This window comes from Paenibacillus whitsoniae (assembly GCF_003955665.1).
GTDB lineage: Bacteria > Bacillota > Bacilli > Paenibacillales > NBRC-103111 > Paenibacillus_E > Paenibacillus_E whitsoniae.
The window spans coordinates 39,045-58,646 of sequence record NZ_RXHU01000017.1; the positions used below are offsets into that span (position 1 = coordinate 39,045).

General features: G+C 51.3%; 16 protein-coding genes. 1 reads left to right on the forward strand and 15 read right to left on the reverse strand.

The annotated features are described in order from the left end of the window. Positions 1 to 26 precede the first annotated feature (26 nt). From EJQ19_RS06690 to EJQ19_RS06720, 7 genes are all read right to left on the reverse strand, one after another. Positions 27 to 1,859, reverse strand: coding sequence for a right-handed parallel beta-helix repeat-containing protein (locus EJQ19_RS06690; protein ID WP_164716359.1), 1,833 nt, complete (start codon positions 1,857 to 1,859; stop codon positions 27 to 29). Between the two features lie 11 nt (positions 1,860 to 1,870). Then, positions 1,871 to 3,670, reverse strand: coding sequence for an amylo-alpha-1,6-glucosidase (locus tag EJQ19_RS06695; RefSeq protein ID WP_126140429.1), 1,800 nt, complete (start codon positions 3,668 to 3,670; stop codon positions 1,871 to 1,873). An 18-nt stretch (positions 3,671 to 3,688) separates the two neighbouring features. After that, positions 3,689 to 4,519, reverse strand: coding sequence for a carbohydrate ABC transporter permease (locus tag EJQ19_RS06700; protein ID WP_126140430.1), 831 nt, complete (start codon positions 4,517 to 4,519; stop codon positions 3,689 to 3,691). Next, complete coding sequence (locus EJQ19_RS06705; RefSeq protein ID WP_126140431.1) at positions 4,512 to 5,399, reverse strand: carbohydrate ABC transporter permease; 888 nt, start codon at positions 5,397 to 5,399, stop codon at positions 4,512 to 4,514. Before EJQ19_RS06705 ends, EJQ19_RS06700 begins: the two co-directional genes overlap by 8 nt. A gap of 39 nt (positions 5,400 to 5,438) precedes the next feature. Next, positions 5,439 to 6,767, reverse strand: a complete 1,329-nt coding sequence (locus EJQ19_RS06710; protein ID WP_126140432.1) for an ABC transporter substrate-binding protein — start codon at positions 6,765 to 6,767, stop codon at positions 5,439 to 5,441. Positions 6,768 to 6,844: 77 nt separating this feature from the next. Next, positions 6,845 to 7,819: a LacI family DNA-binding transcriptional regulator gene (locus EJQ19_RS06715; RefSeq protein ID WP_126140433.1), complete on the reverse strand. Its 975-nt coding sequence runs from the start codon at positions 7,817 to 7,819 to the stop codon at positions 6,845 to 6,847. Positions 7,820 to 7,911: 92 nt separating this feature from the next. Further along, positions 7,912 to 9,198, reverse strand: a complete 1,287-nt coding sequence (locus EJQ19_RS06720) for a Gfo/Idh/MocA family oxidoreductase (protein WP_126140434.1) — start codon at positions 9,196 to 9,198, stop codon at positions 7,912 to 7,914. Positions 9,199 to 9,356: 158 nt separating this feature from the next. Here EJQ19_RS06720 and EJQ19_RS06725 point away from each other — a divergent pair, with 158 nt between their 5' ends. Further along, positions 9,357 to 10,178, forward strand: a complete 822-nt coding sequence (locus EJQ19_RS06725) for a helix-turn-helix transcriptional regulator (protein ID WP_241242771.1) — start codon at positions 9,357 to 9,359, stop codon at positions 10,176 to 10,178. Between the two features lie 166 nt (positions 10,179 to 10,344). Here EJQ19_RS06725 and EJQ19_RS06730 read toward each other — a convergent pair whose 3' ends face one another. The 8 genes from EJQ19_RS06730 to EJQ19_RS06765 all read right to left on the reverse strand — a co-directional run bounded on the left by EJQ19_RS06730 (position 10,345) and on the right by EJQ19_RS06765 (position 19,600). Next, the gene (locus EJQ19_RS06730) at positions 10,345 to 12,600 is read right to left on the reverse strand and encodes an ATP-binding cassette domain-containing protein (RefSeq protein WP_126140435.1); all 2,256 of its coding nucleotides are present in this window, start codon (positions 12,598 to 12,600) and stop codon (positions 10,345 to 10,347) included. Between the two features lie 81 nt (positions 12,601 to 12,681). Continuing rightward, the gene (locus tag EJQ19_RS06735) at positions 12,682 to 13,113 is read right to left on the reverse strand and encodes a hypothetical protein (protein WP_126140436.1); all 432 of its coding nucleotides are present in this window, start codon (positions 13,111 to 13,113) and stop codon (positions 12,682 to 12,684) included. After that, on the reverse strand, positions 13,110 to 13,397 hold the full coding sequence (locus tag EJQ19_RS06740) for a hypothetical protein (protein ID WP_126140437.1): 288 nt from the start codon (positions 13,395 to 13,397) through the stop codon (positions 13,110 to 13,112). Before EJQ19_RS06740 ends, EJQ19_RS06735 begins: the two co-directional genes overlap by 4 nt. A 165-nt stretch (positions 13,398 to 13,562) precedes the next feature. After that, positions 13,563 to 14,477: a DMT family transporter gene (locus EJQ19_RS06745; protein ID WP_126140438.1), complete on the reverse strand. Its 915-nt coding sequence runs from the start codon at positions 14,475 to 14,477 to the stop codon at positions 13,563 to 13,565. A gap of 88 nt (positions 14,478 to 14,565) precedes the next feature. After that, positions 14,566 to 15,570, reverse strand: coding sequence for a helveticin J family class III bacteriocin (locus tag EJQ19_RS06750; RefSeq protein ID WP_126140439.1), 1,005 nt, complete (start codon positions 15,568 to 15,570; stop codon positions 14,566 to 14,568). Positions 15,571 to 15,864: 294 nt separating this feature from the next. Then, a complete protein-coding gene (locus tag EJQ19_RS06755; protein WP_126140440.1) occupies positions 15,865 to 16,944 on the reverse strand; it encodes an acyltransferase domain-containing protein in 1,080 nt (359 codons plus the stop codon). 70 nt (positions 16,945 to 17,014) lie between these two features. Then, entirely contained in the window at positions 17,015 to 18,241 is a 1,227-nt protein-coding gene (locus EJQ19_RS06760) for a macrolide family glycosyltransferase (protein WP_126140441.1), read from the reverse strand. 147 nt (positions 18,242 to 18,388) lie between these two features. Next, on the reverse strand, positions 18,389 to 19,600 hold the full coding sequence (locus EJQ19_RS06765; RefSeq protein WP_126140442.1) for a VWA domain-containing protein: 1,212 nt from the start codon (positions 19,598 to 19,600) through the stop codon (positions 18,389 to 18,391). Between the last annotated feature and the right edge of the window lie 2 nt (positions 19,601 to 19,602).

Sequence of the window (19,602 nt, forward strand, 5' to 3'; positions counted from 1 at the left end):
AAATATGTTGATCTTGCCCCTATTTCTTAAGCCGGAGTGACAGTTAGTTGACCTGCGTCGGTCACAGCGACGATAAATAAGCTGCCATTTGGGGATTTTAGTTTCAATGACGATCCATTGAGCGCTCCCGCCGATCCGATCGGCTCCCATGAACCTGGGGTGCCGTCAGCAACACATACCCAGCCGACCGGGGACAGCGCAGAAGGCTGAACGTTCCACAGGATGGTGCCGCGTTTCCATGTACCCGCGACAGGCGAGGCTGCCCCCCATCCAATGACAGTGTCCTTCGTCTGGATTTCTGGTGTCATCCATGCCTTGAGGTTTGACCCTCCGTACACAGGAGTTCCTGCGCCTGCGAATAGGTTGGAAGGTGTGATTCGAATGTCAGAGCCTGCAGCTGCCGTATCGATTTGCACGCATTTTCCAGCACATTCCGTCACATTGCCGTCAAATAACGTCTCCGTAACCACACCGCCGAACCAATAGCCTACGCTGCCGATATTGACCAGCTGATTGCCGGCGATGAGATGGCGGCCGGTTGCCTGCGGACCTGCAAACCGAACCGCCCCGTTGGAGGAGTTGATATCCTTGATGAGATTATCAGTGAATTGCACGGAAGAACAGTTGGTAAACGATACGGCAATGGCACGCTGCGACTCAATCCGGTTGCTGGAGACGACCGGGGCTTCCGTGTTCCCAATATTCCAGCCTGCGGCGCCTGTCGCATAATCGCGATTTCCGCTGATTTCGAGTCCCTTCGTCACATTGGTGCATTGGATCATGCGGGCATCGGAGACAGAGCCGTAAAATTCGTTCCCCTTTATGGTCACCTGCTCAGTGATGGACGGGGCGCTATTGCAACGGAAGAAATATCTCGCTCTCCCCTTGTTACCGGCGATCGTGATGCGTTTATTCGAATAGGCAGTATTGGGATTGTAAGAATTTATAAAATAAATTTCACTGTAGAACTCATTGTTCGTAATCCATATATCTTCCACGATATCCGAACCTGAAGAAGCGCTGTTCGGCTCCAGATCGATCGTGGCCACATAAGGAAACGGATCCTTGATGACATTGCCATCAATCCAGACTTTTCGCCCGGAAACGACTGCAACCGCGCATCGCCTGGGATTGCTAAGCACGTTGTCGAGAATATGCACATTCTCACTGGGTGCAAGATAGTCAGAACCAACGTAAACGCAGTCGCCATAAGGAGCCTGCAAAACATTATGATGAATGAAGACATTGACGGAGTTCGCAATTCTAACCAGATGAGACTGCTCATTCGCCGTGCCGGCCGTATAACCGCCGTTCAGGTTCAGCCCTGTTACATGCAATCCGCCGCCTTGGTAGTTCTGGATGAGCAGCATGCGTTTAAGATCGGTACCATCGGGGCCGTCCATCCGAAGCTCGGGCATACCAATTCCGATGATCGAGTCCAACAGTGACACAGGACCACTCAGCTTATAGTAGGATGCTGTTCTAGGCACGATCATCGGCTTACCGGCAGCGGCAGCCGACTGAAAAGCTGCGGTATCATCCGTCGTCCCATCACCGGCGGCTCCGTAGTCTAGCACATTGACCCAGCCCGGGTCGCTTGCGGTTAACAGATTAAGCCCTTGCTGCCCGTAAACATTGGCGTTCACCGAGTTTCCTGCCGCTGCTGCAGGCAATCCCACGAAACTCATGAGCGTCCCGCCGGCTGCTGCCGTGAGTCCTGCTGCGCCCAACACAGCGAGCAAGTTTCTTCGAGTCATCGTACGGGATTGGCCGCTCTCTTCTTCCTGCGCGATTATTTCGGGCTGCTGCTTCTTTTGCGTCTCTTGAAGCTTGTCATCGTGGAGCTCAGAATCCCTCATCATCATCCCTCCTACAAGGTAGAATTGCGGATATACGCGGTTCGTTTCATGGGTGTTTGAACATCCAGGAGCAGACAGGCGATCAATGCGGCCGACCAGTGAAAATCGCGAATCGTGGCGATCTTCTTACGAAGATCATAACGTTTCAAAGGCGGCCCTTTCCGACTGCAAGCAGGCGGCGGCATTTTGTCTTCGGCATCGAAATATTCAAAAATCACGCCATACCGCTCATACCAGCCCTGCACAGCAGTAATGGTTCTCTCCGCCAGCTTATTGGCTTCTTCCTCCTTTCCTTGCTTGCGCAGACCTGTTATCACCAGGTAATTCGTGCTCATCCATACCGGTCCGCGCCACATATCCGTGCAAAAGGCAGACTCGGAGACGGCGGTGCTAGGGACAGGCAGCGGTGTGCCAAAATACTGCGGGTCGTGCAGCAGCGCGAGCAGCCGTCCCGTCCTCGCTGCAGGCATATTTTCCAGCAGCATGGGCATGAAACCGCTTACCGCCATCACCTTCGATCGGCTTCCATCCATGGCAAGATCATAGTAAAACCCGTCTTCCTCATCCCAAAGTTGACGCTGAATCGTTACCGACATCGCAGCCGATTGACGAGACCACCGCAACGAACGCTCTTTGTCTCCCAGCTCTTCCGCAATCAAGGACATATACGTCATATCGGCGGCTGCGTAGGAGGAGAAATCTACAGCATCCAGCAGCATCGCCTCATCGAATCGCGGAGAATTGTCCATGCCGGATTCGCCGGACCGGCACAGCGGGTTGCCCTCGATCATCCACTCCAGAAGCCCATTCCGATTGCTGTCCCGGTTCGCCAGGATCCACGTCATATACCGCTCCAGACGGGGCAGCGCATACGCCAAATCGGCCCGATGCTGCGTATACCGGTAATTTTCCCAAACGCCCCAAGCGAGAATCGGCGGTTGGGTAATCGGAGAAGCCGTACCGTCGACTTTGCTCATGTGCGGAATCATGCCGTCGCTGCGTTGGGTTTCCAGCACGCTCCGCAGGAACAGCCAAGCGCTGTCGGGATCTATCCGGTTCATGGCGAAGGAATGAAAGACGGAATCCCATAACCACATCGCTCTGTGCGGTACCCGGTCCGGTGTCGACCATAGGTGGTCGATAGAACCCTCGGCAGACAACGTATTCACTTTCATGACACTCAGGCATTTTTTTAATAACCTGGCTCTGGCAGGATCGCTTAGCTCAGGCAGCTTGTTGTAGATGGAAAGGCGGTCCTCCATCACCTGCTGCCAGTCGAGCCGGATGGCGCTGATCGCGCGATTCGTCGCTTCTGCTGCATGCTTCCCGAAAGCAAGAGACCAGGTTCGTTCATCCGCTGCGAGCAGCAATACGATGACATCCCCATTCGTGCAATCCTCCGTGATCGTTAGCGTGCTTCCGTCGGAGCAAGGCTCCATTCGCACAATCAACTCAGCCTTGTGAGCATCGCCGTCGTCGACAAATTCCAAGGACGCTGGTCTGTCCTCAGGCAGACGACCGATCAGCGTATGCCAGTCTGCATATGTCATCATGATCTCGCCCCCTGCCGTATCGGCAAGGAGTACATCCCCTGTAGCGATCAGCACTTGGCCGATCTCAGCTGGCCGAAGCTTCAGCAGCCGGCGTGTCGGCGTATGAATGAGCAAATCATAGCCGTCCGTGCCTGCTGTAGCAACAAATTGCGACTGTGTATCGGTTTCTCCGTCAAGCCCTGAAAAGGCAAACAGCACGCCCTCTCCCCAAATATTCGGCATCGTCTTCCTACTGGATGTCCGCGTGTCAGCTTTCATTATCTTATCCCCTCCCACTCATCCTTTTAGTCCCGCAGATGCAACACCTTGCACGAACTGCTTCTGAGCGAAGAGAAACACAATCAGCACCGGAAGCAGTGTAATCACAGAACCGGCCATAATCATTGGTGTTTTGTTCTCCACTTCGTTGCGGAGAAACAGAAGCCCGAGCGGCAGCGTGTACAGCTTCTTGTCTTGTAAATAAATAAGCGGATCCAAGGTACTGTTCCACGAACTGATAAAGGTAAACACGGCCAGGGCCGATAAGGCAGGTTTGGTCAGCGGCATATAGATTTTGTAAAAGATGGTCCAGGGATTCGCACCGTCCACCCATGCCGCATCGTACAGCTCTCTTGGCAGCGTTTTGAAAAACTGGTGCATCAGAAAGATGCCGAACGCGCCTCCCAGAAAGCTGCGCAAATAAAGCGGATATAAGGTATTCAGCATGCCAAGCTCTTTCCAGATAAAATAGGTCGGAATCATCGTGACCTGAGATGGCAGCATCATCGTCCCCAGCATCGCCACAATAATCAAGCTGCGTCCTTTAAATTCAAAGAAAGCAAGGCCATATGCGACCAAAGCACAGGAGGCGACCATCCCAATCATATCCAGCACAGTAACTAAAACACTATTCATCGTATACCGGACGAAATTCACCTCAACCCAAACCTTATAATAATTGTTCCACTCGAACGGATTTGGCCATAATTTCGGCGGCAGCGTCAGTTCATCGCCCGGCTTCATGAGAGAGGTAGAGATCATCTGTAGAAACGGCACTAACATGAACAGCGTGCCGCCGATCAAGACTACATAAGCGGTCCACTGTAGACCAACGGACGGTTTATTCATAGTGGACCCACCTTTTCTCCATTTTTTTCTGGAACAGTGTGACGGCTAGAATGATTGCGAATAATCCCCAGGCCCATGCGGAAGCTGCGCCCATTTTTGCGTTCAGGAATGCATCCCGGTAGATAAGAATATTCGGCACCATATTCCTGTCGTGAATCGAGTTAATGTCGCCCTTCTCGCCTAACATGACCAGAAATACATCGAATGCGTGAAACGCCGTAATCGTCGACAGAATCATGACCATATACACCATGGGAGATACGATGGGTATCGTAATTTTCGTGAAATATTTCCAGCCGTTGGCGCCGTCGATTCGGGCGGCTTCCATAATATCTTTGGAAATGTTTTGCATCCCCGCAAGCAGCAGGACCATGGAAGAGCCGGCTCCCTTCCAAACATTCACGATCGCAATCGAACCGATCACGAGCCACCATTTTTCGCTGCGAATCCAATTTACGCTGTCCAGTCCCAGCGTTTCCAGCATCCAATTCAGAATCCCGAATTCGTTATTGTAAATCCAGAGCCATACCAAGCCCCCGGCAACCCACGGCGTAATGACCGGTAAGAAGTAGATCATGCGAAAAATAGTCTTTCCTCGAATCTGCAGATTGAGCATATACGCCAGTACTAAGGCGACCAAGGTCTGCCCCGGCACGAATAGCAGAGCGAAGTAGAACACGTTACGCAGGGATAACCAGAATACGTCGTTCTGCACCATTGACGACCAATTCTTCAGTCCGATCCAATGCGGCGCGTTGAACAGGTCCCATTTCGTGAACGTCAAATAAAACGAGAAGAGGAACGGAAACAGGAAGAAGACGGCCAACTGCAGGAGAAAGGGAAGAGTGAAGCCGAAGCCCCACCAGCCTTGTTTGCGCATCGAAACACCTCATTCGATCGGACCACCGATGGTCCGTGCTTATTTATTCTCGTCCAAAACAGACTGCACTTTTTGCTGAATTTCCTTCGCGCCATCCGCCGGTGATTTCTTACCGTCAAGGATATCGTTCAGGATCGGGGTTGCCGCTGCGCGCCATTGATTCCAGGACGGATTCTCATCCAGCGTGCCTCCAGCCTCTTCAACGCCTTTGGTAAATGCTTGTTTGTTCGCCGGTTTGCTGGTCGACTTCTCGAGCGCTGCCAGCACCGTTTTCTTCACCGGCAGGCTGGCCCCGCTTTCGGATAAGAACGTTTGGGCTTCGTCGCTCAAATAATATTTGAGAAATGTCCACGCTGCTTCCTTGGCTTCCGGCTTCGCTTTGGAGTAGATCAGCCATTGATTGACGACCGTTGGCACGAATCGCTTGCCGTCAAAGCCAATGGGAACCTTCACAACGTCCCAATCGAGATCAGGCTTGTTTTTGTTTAAGTTGACCTGACCGGAATACTGAAGGAACGTCATCGCCGTTTTTTCATTTTGAAAATAGTTCTGGTTCGTCTGCATCTCACGTGTCGGGCTGATCTTATCCTTCAGGATCGTGTCGGCCCAGCGCGTTAAGCCTTCGATGGTTTTGGGGTCGGTAAAGGTGGCCTTCGTCAGCCCTGCATCAAGCGCCGAGCCTCCGGTCGATTTGATCCAAGGAATCCAGCCTTGGGCAATCGAACTCGCCGTTTGGAAACCGTAGATGTCCGTCTTTCCGTCGCCGTCCGTGTCCTTCGTCAACTTTTTCGCGGCATCGAGCATATCTTGATAGGTCCAGTTGTCTGTGGGGAAAGGAACATTGTTCTGTTGAAAAATTTTCTTGTTATAGACAAGCGCATTCGGATTGACGCCGTGCGGAATGCCGTAAATTTTGCCGTCCGGCGTTTTGGCGGACAGCAAGGATTCGATATAATCGTCCGTCTTCAAATCCCGTTTGATGTAGGGCTCGAGATTTTCGGCAACGCCCCGCATCCCGTAACCGATAATCACGGCATTCTCTTGGAGCCAGATGTCCGGCGCGTTATTGCCGGCGATATTCGTTACGATTTTCGTTGTAAAATCCGCCCAAGGCGCTTCTTCAATCTGCAGCTTGATATTGGGATATTTCGCCTGGAAGCCGTCGATGATTTTTTTGCTTGTGATGTCATAGCTGCCAGGCAAGCCGATCTTGAGCGTGACTTCTTTCGCGGGAGCTGCTGTTGCAGCAGCTGGACTGGAAGGGTTAGATGGGTTGGACGAAGGCGCATCCGTTGCTGTTTTCGAGGAGCATGCGGCAGCGGAAAAAGCGATCAAAACGATAGCGGAAACAAGTTTGAACCTTTTCATACAAAAACCTCCCTTAGAATGTTCGAATGAAATAAGGCAATCTTGCGTTTGTTACACGTGTTCGTAATTGAACATGCTTAGAGGCGTCCTGTTGACTTGCGCACATGGAGCTCGCATTTTATCTCAATATCCGCCATATCGTCTTGTCCCTGCGGCTCTTTGCCAGCGATGATGCTCAAGGCAAGCGCAGCCAGCTTTCCAATCGGCGGGCCGACCGTCGTTACCGGAATCTCCAATCGCTGCATCTCAGGAATTTCGTCATATACGATTAACGAATAATCGTCCGGCATCCGAAGTCCTCGATCTCTGAAAAGCTTAAGCAGTCCGAAGGCAAAGGATTGGTTATCGACAATAAAGGCCGTCGGTTTATCTAAACTATCGAGCAGTGCCGCTACCCGCTGTTCGGGAAACGGTTCCCCCTCCTTCACGGCAATCACGTAATGCTCATGATACTCCATCCGCTGTTCCAGGATGCCTTTGGTAAAGCCTAGCTGTTTCTCGTGGGAATCTCCGATGAAAGTAATTCTGCGGTGCCCATTCGCCGCCAAGTAGCGCACGGCTTCATAAATCGCCCCGCTGCGGTCCACACTGATCCGGTGTGTGCCCTTTAGCGCACCGCCGCCGATCAGCAGCATTCGTCCGTGAAAAAGCTCCTTCTGCTGGATGAATGCCAGGTCCGGCTGCCACCCCGGAGGACTCCAGAAGATGATCCGGTCAACAAAGTGCTCATTGAATGCTCGCAAGCCTCGTGGCGGATCGGCAAGTGAAATCATCACGTCGAGCCCCCGTCTTGCGGCTTCCTGCTGAATCTGCAGGCTGAGGTGATGGAAGAACAGCGCTTCCGACTTCGGCCACAGCAGCCCGATGGTCTGGGTCTGCTTGTCGGCCAGTCTTCTCGCAGCTTGATTCGGTATGTAGTTCATCTGCTCGGCAATGCTGAGAATTCTTTGACGGACGGCTTGACTGACGCCCGGTGAGCCGTTGAGAGCCTTCGATACTGTGGGATGGCTCACGCCAGCTGCACGGGCGATATCCTTAATGGTTACTTTCATGGATTGCGGCTTCCTTTCAACCTACACATGTCTATTCTGTTTCTAAGTATATTACACGTGTTCGTAAATAGGAATACAAATCCATAAAAAAGTTAAAATTTAACTATATCCTTGATTCCGATCTGTCGTCCGGTTCGCATGGAAACATTGCCGGCGATCCCAGTTAAGATCGATAAGGCTCCGTCGACATGAGAAGCAGCACGATTCAGGCGATCAGGCTCAGGTTCTCCGAAGAGATCATTTAACAATATCGGATCTCCGCCGCCATGACCTCCGCTTCGTTCCTCAATTTCGACTTCATACGCCTTTTGGAACATGGGCTGAACCGTCAACTGCTTGTAGGAAAGTGCGCCCTCCTCTTCCTTTTCCCCTGCCGAGTTGATGTAGGAGCGTTCCACCACCTTCAATTCCATTCGCCCTTTGCTGCCGTTAAAGACGACTTGAAATCCTTCCCAAGGCTGATAGGCGTTAAGCGAATACGTGAGTATCGCCTGATTCTCGTAACGCACCAATACGCCCAGCGTATCCTCGATACTAATTCCGTCGCCGAAAACGCTTTGGTCCCGCTGGTAGCCGTCTGCGGTCTCCGCATCCAGATACAACGCCTTCAAATGTGCGTTGGATTCCAAATGAAGCGCGAACGGGTCGTTCTTCGCCGTCTCGCTGCCATGCGCTCGTTGGTAAAACTGCGTGACGCCCCTGCGTTCTGCATTTTCGCGACCGTAGAACATCAGACCGCCCAAGGCGAATACCGATTGCGGGCGGGTGCCCAGCCAGAAATTAACCAGATCGAAATGATGCGTCGATTTGTGAACGAGCAACCCTCCGCTGTTGCGTTTATCCCTGTGCCAACGGCGAAAATAATCTGCACCATGCTCTGTGCTGAGCAACCATTCAAAATGAACGGAATGCACATCGCCGATCACGCCATCCTCTATAAGCTCCCTAACTCGTGAGTTATGCGGCGCATAGCGGTAGTTAAAGGTAACCCGTAGACTGCGCCCGGTCCGCTTCACAGCATCAAGGATTTCCTGACACTTGACCTCGTCAACGGTCATCGGCTTCTCGCTAATGACATCGCAGCCAAGCTCCATTGCACGAATAATATACGTGTGGTGCGCTCTGTCTATCGTCGTCACGATAATGGTGTCGGGCTTCTCTTTCTCTACCATCGCATCAAATTCGTTTACGCCGTAGACAGGAATTTCGGGGTGAGCGTATTTCTCTCTGAGCAGCCGGTTCGCATAGGATAGTCGGACAGCGTTAATGTCGCAGAAGGCGACAAGCTCGGTACGATCGCGAAACCCGCTGGCGAGAGCTCCATAGAAAAATTCGGCGCGTCCGCCGGTACCGACCAGTGCATACTTTTTCTTCCTCATGGCCTCTTCTCCTTTTCACTTGGTGTAACGCCTTCATTGTAACGCAATAAATGCCCCCTTTCTGCTGAATATTTGCGAATCTATGGCAATTTCTTCGCATTTTTTGCGCATTTGTAAAGAGGGTCGTGCTATAGTTAGGAAAAAGGAGGGGAGCTCATATGCAGAAGGATATGTTCATCCACCATCATCAACGAAACGGCTTCTACACGATGCATAAATACCACTTTCACGAGCAATATGAAATCTATTACTTGATTAATGGGGAACGGACCTATTTTATCAAAGACTTGACCTACCGAATTCGTGAAGGCGATCTTGTTTTCATCGATAAATACGAGCTCCACAAAACGGGCGACACGCGTCTGCCCAACCATGAGCGTGTGTTGATCAATTTCGCCGACGGCTTCCTGCGACATTTCAATCAACCGCTGTTGTTCGAACCGTTTCGGATGAAAATCAGGCTGCTCACCGTCCCCCCTCAAGATCGGATATGGGTGCAATCGCTGTTGTTTGAGATGCTGAAGGAGGCGAATGATGCGCTTCCCGGCTCCGAAACGGCGCTGCAGGCGCAGCTGGCTAGCCTGCTCATCTGGTGTGCACGCCGGTTGAACCGCGGAAGCGGCACCGACTTTGAACACGAGAGCCCGGCCCATAAAAAAATCGCCGACATCGTCGCGGACATTAACGGCAGCTTCAGCGAGCCTCTATCCTTGGAATCCATCGCCAAGCAGCATTTCATCTCCCCTTATCATCTCAGCCGCATGTTCAAGCGCGTTACCGGATTCTCCTTCGTCGAATATGTCAACAGCATCCGGATCAACGAAGCGCAGCGTCTTCTCCGGGAGACGGACTGGAAGGTTACCCTGATCGCCGAACGCGTCGGTTACGAGAACATCGGCCACTTCGGGCGTGTTTTCAAGGAAATCGCCAAAACGAACCCGCTCGATTACCGAAAGACAGCTAAACGGATCGGACAATAGGCGTCATCCTGGCGATGGGAGCTTAGAAGGAAAAGCCCAAGCACTTGGCATCAGCCATCTCATACTGGATACACTCAACAATCCGTTCAGCGCCCAAAGGCTATTTGCCAAAAGACGTCCGCATAGCGAAGCCCACATCCTTTGACAAGGTGTGGGCTCTCTGCCATTACCTCAAATACTTCCCTGTGATCGAAAGTTCCGCATGGATGATCTGCGAAGGCGTGCCTTCAAACACGACCTGCCCGCCTTTGCTGCCTCCGTCCGGTCCCATATCGATGATCCAATCCGCGTGGCTGATCACCTCCAGATTGTGCTCAATAACGATTACCGTGTTGCCGGCGTCCACTATGCGGTTCATAATTTCAAGAAGATGACCGATGTCGGACATATGCAGACCGGTCGTCGGCTCATCCATCACGTAGATGCTGCCCTTCTTGTGCAGCTCGCTCGCCAGCTTGATGCGCTGACACTCCCCGCCCGAGAGCGTGCTGAGCGGCTGGCCGAGCGTAATATAGTTCAACCCTACATCGCTCATCGCCTGGAGCTTGCGTACAACCTCTTTCAGTTCAAAAAATTCCAACGCCTGCTCCACCGTCATCTCCAGCACTTCGGCAATAGACTTGCCGTTCAGCTTGTACGCGAGCACCTCTTCCTTGAACCGTCTGCCTCCGCATACTTCGCATGGCAGCTTCACGCTGTCGAGGAAGGCAAGGTCGGCATAGACAACGCCCAATCCCTGGCAGTTGTCGCAAGCTCCCTTGGAGTTGAAGCTGAACAAGCCCGGGCTTACCTTATTTGCGGAAGCAAACGCCTTGCGCACATCATCCATAATCCCTGTGTAGGTGGCAGGATTCGAGCGGGTGGATACGCCTATCGCCGATTGATCAATGACGATCGCATCTGGATGCTGGCTGAGGAACACTTCGTTAATCAGCGTACTTTTCCCAGAGCCGGCAACACCTGTCACGACAGTTAGCACCCCAGTTGGAATATCGACACTCACGTTCTGCAGATTATGAAGCTGGGCGTCCTTGATGGACAGCTTGCCGGACGGCTGTCTGCCAACGGGCTTCAGTTGAAGCGGCCGCTTCATATGGGTGCCGGTCAATGTACCCGACTCCAGCAAACCCTCGAAGCTCCCCTCATACACGATTGTCCCACCGCGGCTGCCGGCGTAAGGTCCGACGTCCACGATATGATCCGCCACCTTGATCACATCGGGATCATGCTCGACGACGATGACGGTATTGCCCTTGTCGCGCAGCTTTTGCAGCAATCCATTCAACCGGTGTACATCACGGGGGTGGAGGCCAACGCTGGGCTCATCGAAAATGTAAGTGACATCCACCAGACTGCCGCTCAAATGCTTCACCATCTTGACTCGCTGCGACTCGCCACCTGATAAAGTATCCGTCTCGCGGTCCAGCGTCAAATAGTCAAGACCGATATCCACCAGATGCTGAAGCCGCTCTGTCAGTGCCTTCACAATCGGCGCCGCGACTGGGTCGCCAATCTCCCGAACGACGCGGATGAGCTCGCCAACCTCCATGGAGGACAGCTCCGCAATGTTGCGTCCCTGGATCCTGCAATTGAGCGCGGCCGCACTAAGTCTTGCCCCGCGGCAGCTGGAGCAAGGCCCTTCGGTGATGTACGGAGCAACAGCTCGCTGTGTGCGCTCCGACATCGTCTTCACATCCCGCTTGATATATTTGTTTGTGAACTTTTCGATGATGCCTTCCACAGTGATATTGATGGGCTTACCGGCGAATTCCACCTCTACTTTTCTCGCTTTGCCATACAGCAGCTGTTCCAGCTCCTCATCCGAATAATCACTCAGCTTCTTATCCGGATCGAAGGAACCCGACTGCACGATCATCGTCCAATCGAAGCTGTTCACAGCATAATCCGGCAGCAGGATCGCTCCCTCATTCAACGACCTGGACTTGTCCACTGCCTTGCTCATATCGACGCCCAGTCTGCGGCCGAGCCCGTTGCATTCGGGACACATCCCCTGCGGATCGTTAAACGAGAACATGTTGGCACCACCGATGGCAGGCTGACCTATGCGGGAAAAGAGAAGTCGGAGAATCGGGGAAATATCGGTAATCGTCCCCATCGTGGAGTGAGAACCGCCGCCCAGCCGTTTCTGATCAACAATCACGGCCATGCTCAAGTTCTCAATCGCGTCCGTATCCGGCTGCGGATAGCGAGGCAGGAAATTGCGGACGAACATACTGAAATTTTCATTCAGCAAGCGGGTGGACTCTGCCGCGATCGTATCGAAGACAATCGATGATTTTCCTGATCCGGATACCCCCGTGAAGATCGTGATCTTCCGCTTGGGAATGCGCAGGGAAACATTCTTAAGATTGTTCTCCCGCGCACCTGATATGACGATAAAGGCCTGATTCGATTCGCTCATCCTTAAACATCCTTCCGAAAGTGTTCATATTTGCATATATTTCCATTATAGCATTCATGTGCTTAGAAGCGTACACCATCGTTAGTATGACTGCTTGTCAGCCGTATCCGACGTAGAATGCTTGAACCAGACTGGCCCGAGCCACGAATCGATACGATACCAGTACTGCCATACCTCATTCGCCGTTACTTTCTGGGGACTCAACGAAGCGCCCGTTTCCAAACCCGAAGGAGAACGAACCAATTTCGTCTCACTTTGGAGCTGTACCTCTACCTTCACTTTCTCTACGCCATATAGAGCTTCGTAACGGGGAGAGATCCACCTGTCGCCATTCGGCGTGTCAATCAGATAACGGTTCCCCCAAGTTGATTTTACTTTGACGGTTTGTGGAGCCAATTGAATCCAGGTTGGCTTTGTAAGCCCCGGATCGTAATATATCGGTTCCACGCCCATTAATTCCAGATTCGATTGAGCAGCAACGGGCTGACCGATAGCCGCATTGAATGGCATCATCCACACGTTGCCAAGCCAAGAGGAGATCTGATAAATAGGTACAAATATCCTTCCCCATGCCCTACTCTTCTTTGGCTCGTCTTAAGGATTTCAACGGTTTGGGGGCCAAGCATCCCGACTGTAGTCCCGTCATTGCCGAGCAATGGCGTATCTTCAAATATTGTAATTGTGTTGGCTTTCACGGTGTTTGCATCCGTTGGCATCGCTAAGGCGAAGTGTTCACCCCAGCCCATCGTTCCTATGCCTAGTGCCAGCGTTATTACAAGTATAATCTTCTTTTTCATGATCGGCTCGCACCTCCCGTCAATATTTTAATCACTTTCCCTCTTGTTTAACGCTATATTGAGCGGAAAGGTTGCGCATGTTCAGGGATGATTTCATTGCATTCAGTAAACAAAAACACTGCATAGACAGCGATGTCTATGCAGTGCCGATCCGCTTCCCTTATTCTAAGCGCCCTTAACACCGAGCCCTGCTTTCGGTTCGTGCGGCAGCCGCCGCTTCATATTGGTAATCGCAACGCCTGCAAGAATGAGAATCCCCCCGCCAAGCTGTGCCAGCAGGATCGGGTCGCCAAGCACAAAATGGCTGACGATAATGGCAATGAAAGGCGGAATGTTCATAAACATAGCGCTCATGGATGCCCCGGCGACAGCGATGCCTTGATTCCACCAAAAGCCGGCAAGCCCCTGTCCAATGACTGCCACGCAGATGAGGAGCAGCCAGGTGAACAGCCGGTGACTGGCATGCAGACCGCCATTCATCGCTTCAACCGCGACGGCCGGCGACATGAGCAAGGTGCCGATTACGGTAGAGTAAATGGTCACCTCGTACGAGGTCATCGCCGTTGTCAGCTTGCGAATGAACAGCAGGCTGATCGACATGCCGAGCATGGCCGCAAGTAAGTAGACGTCGCCGTGGGAAATGCCCAGCTGCTTGCCTCCATACAGGACAATACAAATGACGCCGATGAGCGCGACAATCGCGCCGACCAGCTTCTGCCCAGTGATCATCTCCTTGAGGAAGATCCGTGACAGAAGAGTCGTCGCGATTGGCGCCAGGGCGATGATCAATGCCGCGTTGCCTGCCGTCGACTCCTTCAGACCGGTGAAATAAAACAGCTGATTGATCAGCGTTCCAGTTATGCCGGCCATCAGTAGCAGCCCCCACTCGCGTTTCTTCGGCCATCTCATCGATTTATTGATCATCGCTACCGAGATAAGAAAGAGCGACATCACAACCAATCGCGCAAAAGAAAGAAAAATCGGCGAGAAATCGCGCAGCATGTACGCGCTCGCCACGTAGTTGCCTCCCCAGAGGAGGGAGACACCCCATAATTTAAACATGACGCTTCGATCTAACATTTCCTTGTGTTCTCCTTGATGTCTGGCTTTATAATCTCCTTATTGTAAAGCCAGTCACGTTCAGAGACAAGCTGATCTTTTTTCCTCTTTATTCAAAGACGCTGTCCGGTACATAATATATTTTTTGCGTATTCGTTTTATTCACGGGGTCTGTCACGATGGTAAAGTAAACGTTACTGTTTTTGGTTTGTACGCCTTCAATCTCGTGGGTCCCGACATTCGTAATACTGACAAGAGCTTTGTAAGCTCCTGTATTGGACATCTTGGCAATCTGCGGTGTATTGCCTTCCGCGCCGCCGGACGTATAGATATTCGTGCTGCTAAGCATATCAAGACCTTGGAACGATCCGTTCGGCCTGATAATGTCGGTGCCCGACTGGGTGAAGGTGTAGACGCATGCGCTTTTGGCCGCTGTACTGTTCAGCTGAACCAGCTCGTTACTGTCCAGCAGTTGGTTCAAAGCAACCGTATCGTAAATGGACCAAGTAACCGTGCCTTCTTCGGTCTGTACGCGAAAAATGGTATACTCACTGTTGCCGCCGCCATCGACACGGTATGTCTTCCCTAAGCTTGTGCCGGTCTGGTTCGCATAGTTCAAGTAGGTGAACCTATGCAGATCAGTATAATCATAGGTCGCGCCAGCCGAGTATTGCAGCCTTGCCACTTGAAGCGACCAGTAATAGGACGTTGTGTCATCCGCTTTTGAACTAAAATAAAAGTAATTGATCCCATTGTAAGTGTACATATCCAGCGTTTGGCAGTGGCCGGCATTGGTAATGGTCATCTCGTCCACATAGGTGGCATCGCTCCCGTTGATCAGCAGTCTCGACAGATAGCACGTCCCCCCGGATCGCTGGGTTACGTATACATACGTGGAGGCAATGTACGCTTTCTGAACGGCGGCGTTGTGATTGAGCCCTTTGAGGTTATAGGCGAGCGTTGCAGAGGCATTCACCGTCTTCTCGGGCGTTGCCGCAAATGCGGGCAAAGCTGCCAATAGAAACAGGAGAAGCGCAAGGGAAACGGATGCAAGCCATTTCAAGTTTCTTCTCTTAACAGACTTAACAGTACGCAATGCTTGAACTTGAACCATATCGATTCCTCCTTTGTCATGCAAAGATGTTCATCTTGATCCAATACGTTCGTTGCTGCTGGCCTTACAGCCGAGCCGGCGCCTCCCTCCCATGGCGGAAGCGTCCACGCGAACAAAACAAAAACCCGAACCAACGGACAGGCTCGTAAGCGAGCGCATCTCATTGTTCGGGTGATCTCATGGACTCCAACCGTCACATTGTATTCAGTTAAAGCAAATATGTAAGCGCTTATCACGCGTTTACATGTTCATGCTAACAGTTCATTTTGCGGAAGTCAAGGAATATTTGGCGGTCTACTTGGATGGGTAGATTGGAATAAATCCATTCATCACAGATAGACTTTTGTTATTTTTGAGATACTGATAAACCGATTCTTGAAGGCTGCTTTTTCTCGGCAATTTCTCCAAATCGGGGTCTGTCGTTCTGAATACGAAGAACAAGAATGATGAGCTTCTCACTGCTCCGGTGACGAGTGTAAACAGGGAAGCGAATTTATTGATATTGCTGTCGGCACTCAACATTTCTTTGAATTGCGGGGCGAGCAGCCATGAATCGCATACGAAAGCTTTGTACGTATAATCGCTGAAATAGGTTTGATAGAACGTCAAAGCCTGTTCCAGCGACTCCTTGCATTTCTCCACGTCTAGCGGTTCGTAGCCCGGTATATGGACATCCAATACATAATCGTTTTCACCCAAAAAGAGATCGTAGTCCGATTTGGCAAGCGCCACATCCTGCTTGATCATCACACCGTCTTGCAGTACGCAATTTGAAAAAATCGCCTCGTCCGTTTCCTTTACCTGAGCCGTAAACTGCACAGTGCTGGATGAAGCGGCAAACCCTTCCTCGTCAAATGCCGAGAGATCATGCGGAATAATGACCGTTTCACCGGTTAATTTATGGGTATACACGTTGGCTTTCAAATAATTCTTCTTATAAATAAATTGCAGACGCCCCACTCTGAAAATTTCATTTTTGAAATGGATTTTCAACCAGCGAAGTTCTTCAAATCCATCCTTGTGGTTTCGATCGTTATACCCGCGAATCCACAAGTTCACGTCGAGGAACGTATGAACCAGGATTTCCCTAGGCAGCTGATGTTTCTCGTAAAACGCGAGAACGTCATCGAATTTGTCCAGCAGCACAATTAGCGGGAAAAAGTTGGCTCCTTGCAGGTGACTTGCCACATTCGCTTTCACCTCATCGGATAAATCATAGAGATTCTCTACAAAAATTTGATGCCGAGCAATAGCCAGCTGCTCTTTCAAAAACTCCGAGTTCTGAATCTCATCAAAACACTGGAGAATCAAATCCAAATTATATGGATCAATCTGCAAATATTCGTTGATTTTGATGATATAGGCCCGATCCATGCGTGATTCCTCCTGTTGATCTTACTTGATAGGTAGCTCTATTCGAACATACAGGATAATCAGAGGCTCGTCAAATGAATTTGCCGGTGCCCTTGTTGTACAGGTTCGATTTACAAAACTCGATAATCTGGTCAGCCGCTTGACGAGCCCCGCCTGATTGTTGCAAGGACGCTTGCAGTCGGGTGGCGGATTGCTCAAAAGTAGCGCAGCCCAGTACATGGTCTGCAGCTTCACGCAATTGATTAGCAGTCAAGCCGTTCATTTGCAAAACGATACCTGCGCCAAGATCGGCAACCTGCCGCGCTATCACTGGCTGGTCCGCGCTTTGCGGGAGGATTAGAAGCGGAACACCGTAATAAAGTCCTTCATGGGTGCTATTCATGCCGCCGTGCGTAATAAATAATTTAGCAGATTGGAGGATTTTAATTTGCGGAACATAATTGTGGACGATAAAATTCTCGGGTATGTCCCCTATATCCGCAAGGCGAACTTTATCTCCGATCGACATGACAACCGTATGATCCGTGTTCCCAAAAGCCTCGAAACAAAGCTTATAAAAATCAAGGGAATGGTTAAAGACGGTCCCGAGCGAAATGTAAATAGGTTTTTTTCCCTCGATGGCTGTAAAGTCGAAAGCGCCTGCCACCGAGCGCTGCGAGAGAGATGGCCCTACAAAGTGGTAGGAAGCGTCGAATGTCTCCCCTTCCGGTTGAAAAGCTTTTGTCGTATACACGATGGTAAGCGGGGCAGGATTGCAAAACACCTCATACGGAGAGCGAATCTCCACCTCGTATTTCTCTTTGACCATCATTTTCAAGCTTTGAAAAGTATCAGTTATCGGTTTTACAATGTCTGCCGGTACCTGTGAATAAAACGATGCCAACATACGATCGAAGGATACCTCCGTCTGCGCAAAAGACGTACAAGAATTAATGGCAGGAAGTTTCAGGATTTGAGCCAACAACCGTCCGCAGCCAAACATGGCATCATGAATGATATAATCAAAATGCTCACCTTCAATCTGTTCAAGCACGCTTGGGATTACAATGTCAGCTGTAAGCAAAAGCCCGTTGACTCTTTCGAGCACATAATTTCTGCCGCCTGAGATAAACGCTTTGATAAATTTCTGATCATCAAAGGTTCGGACGAAAGCCCCCGCCTGCTCCAAGCGCTCGCGATACGCCTCGATGCAAAAATACACAACCTCTTCGCCGCGCGAAACAAGCTCTTGCACAACGCCAATTGTTGGATTGATATGTCCTTCCGATCCGCCGTTAATAAATAATACACGCGCCAATGCGATCGCTCCTTTAGTAACTTTTTCTACTTCGTATCATAGTACAAGACTTGAAAATCTCAAAATAAAAAAAGCCGCAATAGACGCGGCAATACAAAATCATCGAATCGTTTAACTGTCAAAGCCATGCCACACGCTTACAAGCCGCTACGCCCTACTGCCATGCTTCACCCTGTCTGCCAAGTGAACGAGATCATATCCCTTCAATGCGCCCTCGATCAATTCCGGCAATTTATCCGGTGAGCAGCCGAAGCAAGGAATGCCATGCCCCGCCAACCGTTTGGCAATCGCATCATCATACGATGGAACGCCTTGATCGGATAAAGCGAGCAAGCAAAGCGTTTTTACACCGGCTTGATGCATGTCGACCAGTCGTTGAATCATCGCCGTGCGGTTGCCCCCTTCGTATAAATCCGAGACTAGAATGAACAGAGTCTTTTGCGGCTCCGCGATGAACGATTCGCAATACGCGATTGATTTGTTAATATCCGTCCCCCCGCCAAGCTGAATGCCGAACAGCATGTCGACGGGATCATTCGCACACTGCTCGCTTAGATCCACGACCTCCGTATCGAACGCAACCACACGTGTCTCCAAAGCCGGCATACTGGCAAAAATCGAACCGATAATCGATGCATAGATGACTGAGCCCGCCATCGAGCCGCTTTGGTCTATGTCGAGGATCACGGTCCACTCTTTGCTGCGCCGCGCACGGTCGAAGAAATAGACCTTCTCGGGAATCAACAGCTTGCGTTCCTGATCAAAATGCTTCAAATTTTTACGGATCGTCGTATGCCAATCCAGACCTGTCGAAGAGGGCAGCGGCGAATGCTGCCTGCGATTCAAGGCGCCGGTCACGGCCCGTCGAAGGTCCTGTGAGAGCCGCTTCACAATTTCATCGACGACGGCTTTGACCAGTTGTCTCGCGGTTTCCTTCGTTTTCTCCGGAATTTTCCCCTTGAGCGCCATCAGAGTGGCGACCATCTGGATATCCGGCTTCACCTGGGAAAGCAGCTCAGGCTCGAACAGCAGCTGTTTCAGCCCTTTCCGCTCGATCGCATCGGCTTGGATGATTGATACCACGTCCGGCGGGAAAAAGGTGCGAATATCGCCTAGCCACTTGGCGAGCTTCGGCGCGGAAGGCCCAAGACCGGCCTTGCGGGAGCTGCTTGCCCCGGCTCCGTCATCGCTGCCGCCTGTGGACGTTCCGTCGTAAATGGCGGCAAGCGCCTCATCCATCAGCAGCGCTTCTTCGTCCAGCAGCTCAGAGCCTGCGCTGTACCCCTGCAGTTTCTTTGCAGAAGCCTCCCCCAGAATGAGCCGCCAACGTTTCAATTGTTCTTGCTCCAAAGTCGTCATAG

Excerpts from the sequence above, each read along its gene's own strand:
- EJQ19_RS06740 (WP_126140437.1), bottom strand. The coding sequence starts at position 13,397 with ATGAAAAAGAAGATTATACTTGTAATAACGCTGGCACTAGGCATAGGA.
- EJQ19_RS06700 (WP_126140430.1), bottom strand. The coding sequence starts at position 4,519 with ATGAATAAACCGTCCGTTGGTCTACAGTGGACCGCTTATGTAGTCTTG.
- EJQ19_RS06745 (WP_126140438.1), bottom strand. The coding sequence starts at position 14,477 with ATGTTAGATCGAAGCGTCATGTTTAAATTATGGGGTGTCTCCCTCCTC.
- EJQ19_RS06755 (WP_126140440.1), bottom strand. The coding sequence starts at position 16,944 with ATGGATCGGGCCTATATCATCAAAATCAACGAATATTTGCAGATTGAT.
- EJQ19_RS06725 (WP_241242771.1), top strand. The coding sequence starts at position 9,357 with ATGCAGAAGGATATGTTCATCCACCATCATCAACGAAACGGCTTCTAC.
- EJQ19_RS06750 (WP_126140439.1), bottom strand. The coding sequence starts at position 15,570 with ATGGTTCAAGTTCAAGCATTGCGTACTGTTAAGTCTGTTAAGAGAAGA.
- EJQ19_RS06765 (WP_126140442.1), bottom strand. The coding sequence starts at position 19,600 with ATGACGACTTTGGAGCAAGAACAATTGAAACGTTGGCGGCTCATTCTG.
- EJQ19_RS06730 (WP_126140435.1), bottom strand. The coding sequence starts at position 12,600 with ATGAGCGAATCGAATCAGGCCTTTATCGTCATATCAGGTGCGCGGGAG.
- EJQ19_RS06695 (WP_126140429.1), bottom strand. The coding sequence starts at position 3,670 with ATGAAAGCTGACACGCGGACATCCAGTAGGAAGACGATGCCGAATATT.
- EJQ19_RS06735 (WP_126140436.1), bottom strand. The coding sequence starts at position 13,113 with ATGATGCCATTCAATGCGGCTATCGGTCAGCCCGTTGCTGCTCAATCG.
- EJQ19_RS06710 (WP_126140432.1), bottom strand. The coding sequence starts at position 6,767 with ATGAAAAGGTTCAAACTTGTTTCCGCTATCGTTTTGATCGCTTTTTCC.
- EJQ19_RS06720 (WP_126140434.1), bottom strand. The coding sequence starts at position 9,198 with ATGAGGAAGAAAAAGTATGCACTGGTCGGTACCGGCGGACGCGCCGAA.
- EJQ19_RS06690 (WP_164716359.1), bottom strand. The coding sequence starts at position 1,859 with ATGAGGGATTCTGAGCTCCACGATGACAAGCTTCAAGAGACGCAAAAG.
- EJQ19_RS06705 (WP_126140431.1), bottom strand. The coding sequence starts at position 5,399 with ATGCGCAAACAAGGCTGGTGGGGCTTCGGCTTCACTCTTCCCTTTCTC.
- EJQ19_RS06715 (WP_126140433.1), bottom strand. The coding sequence starts at position 7,819 with ATGAAAGTAACCATTAAGGATATCGCCCGTGCAGCTGGCGTGAGCCAT.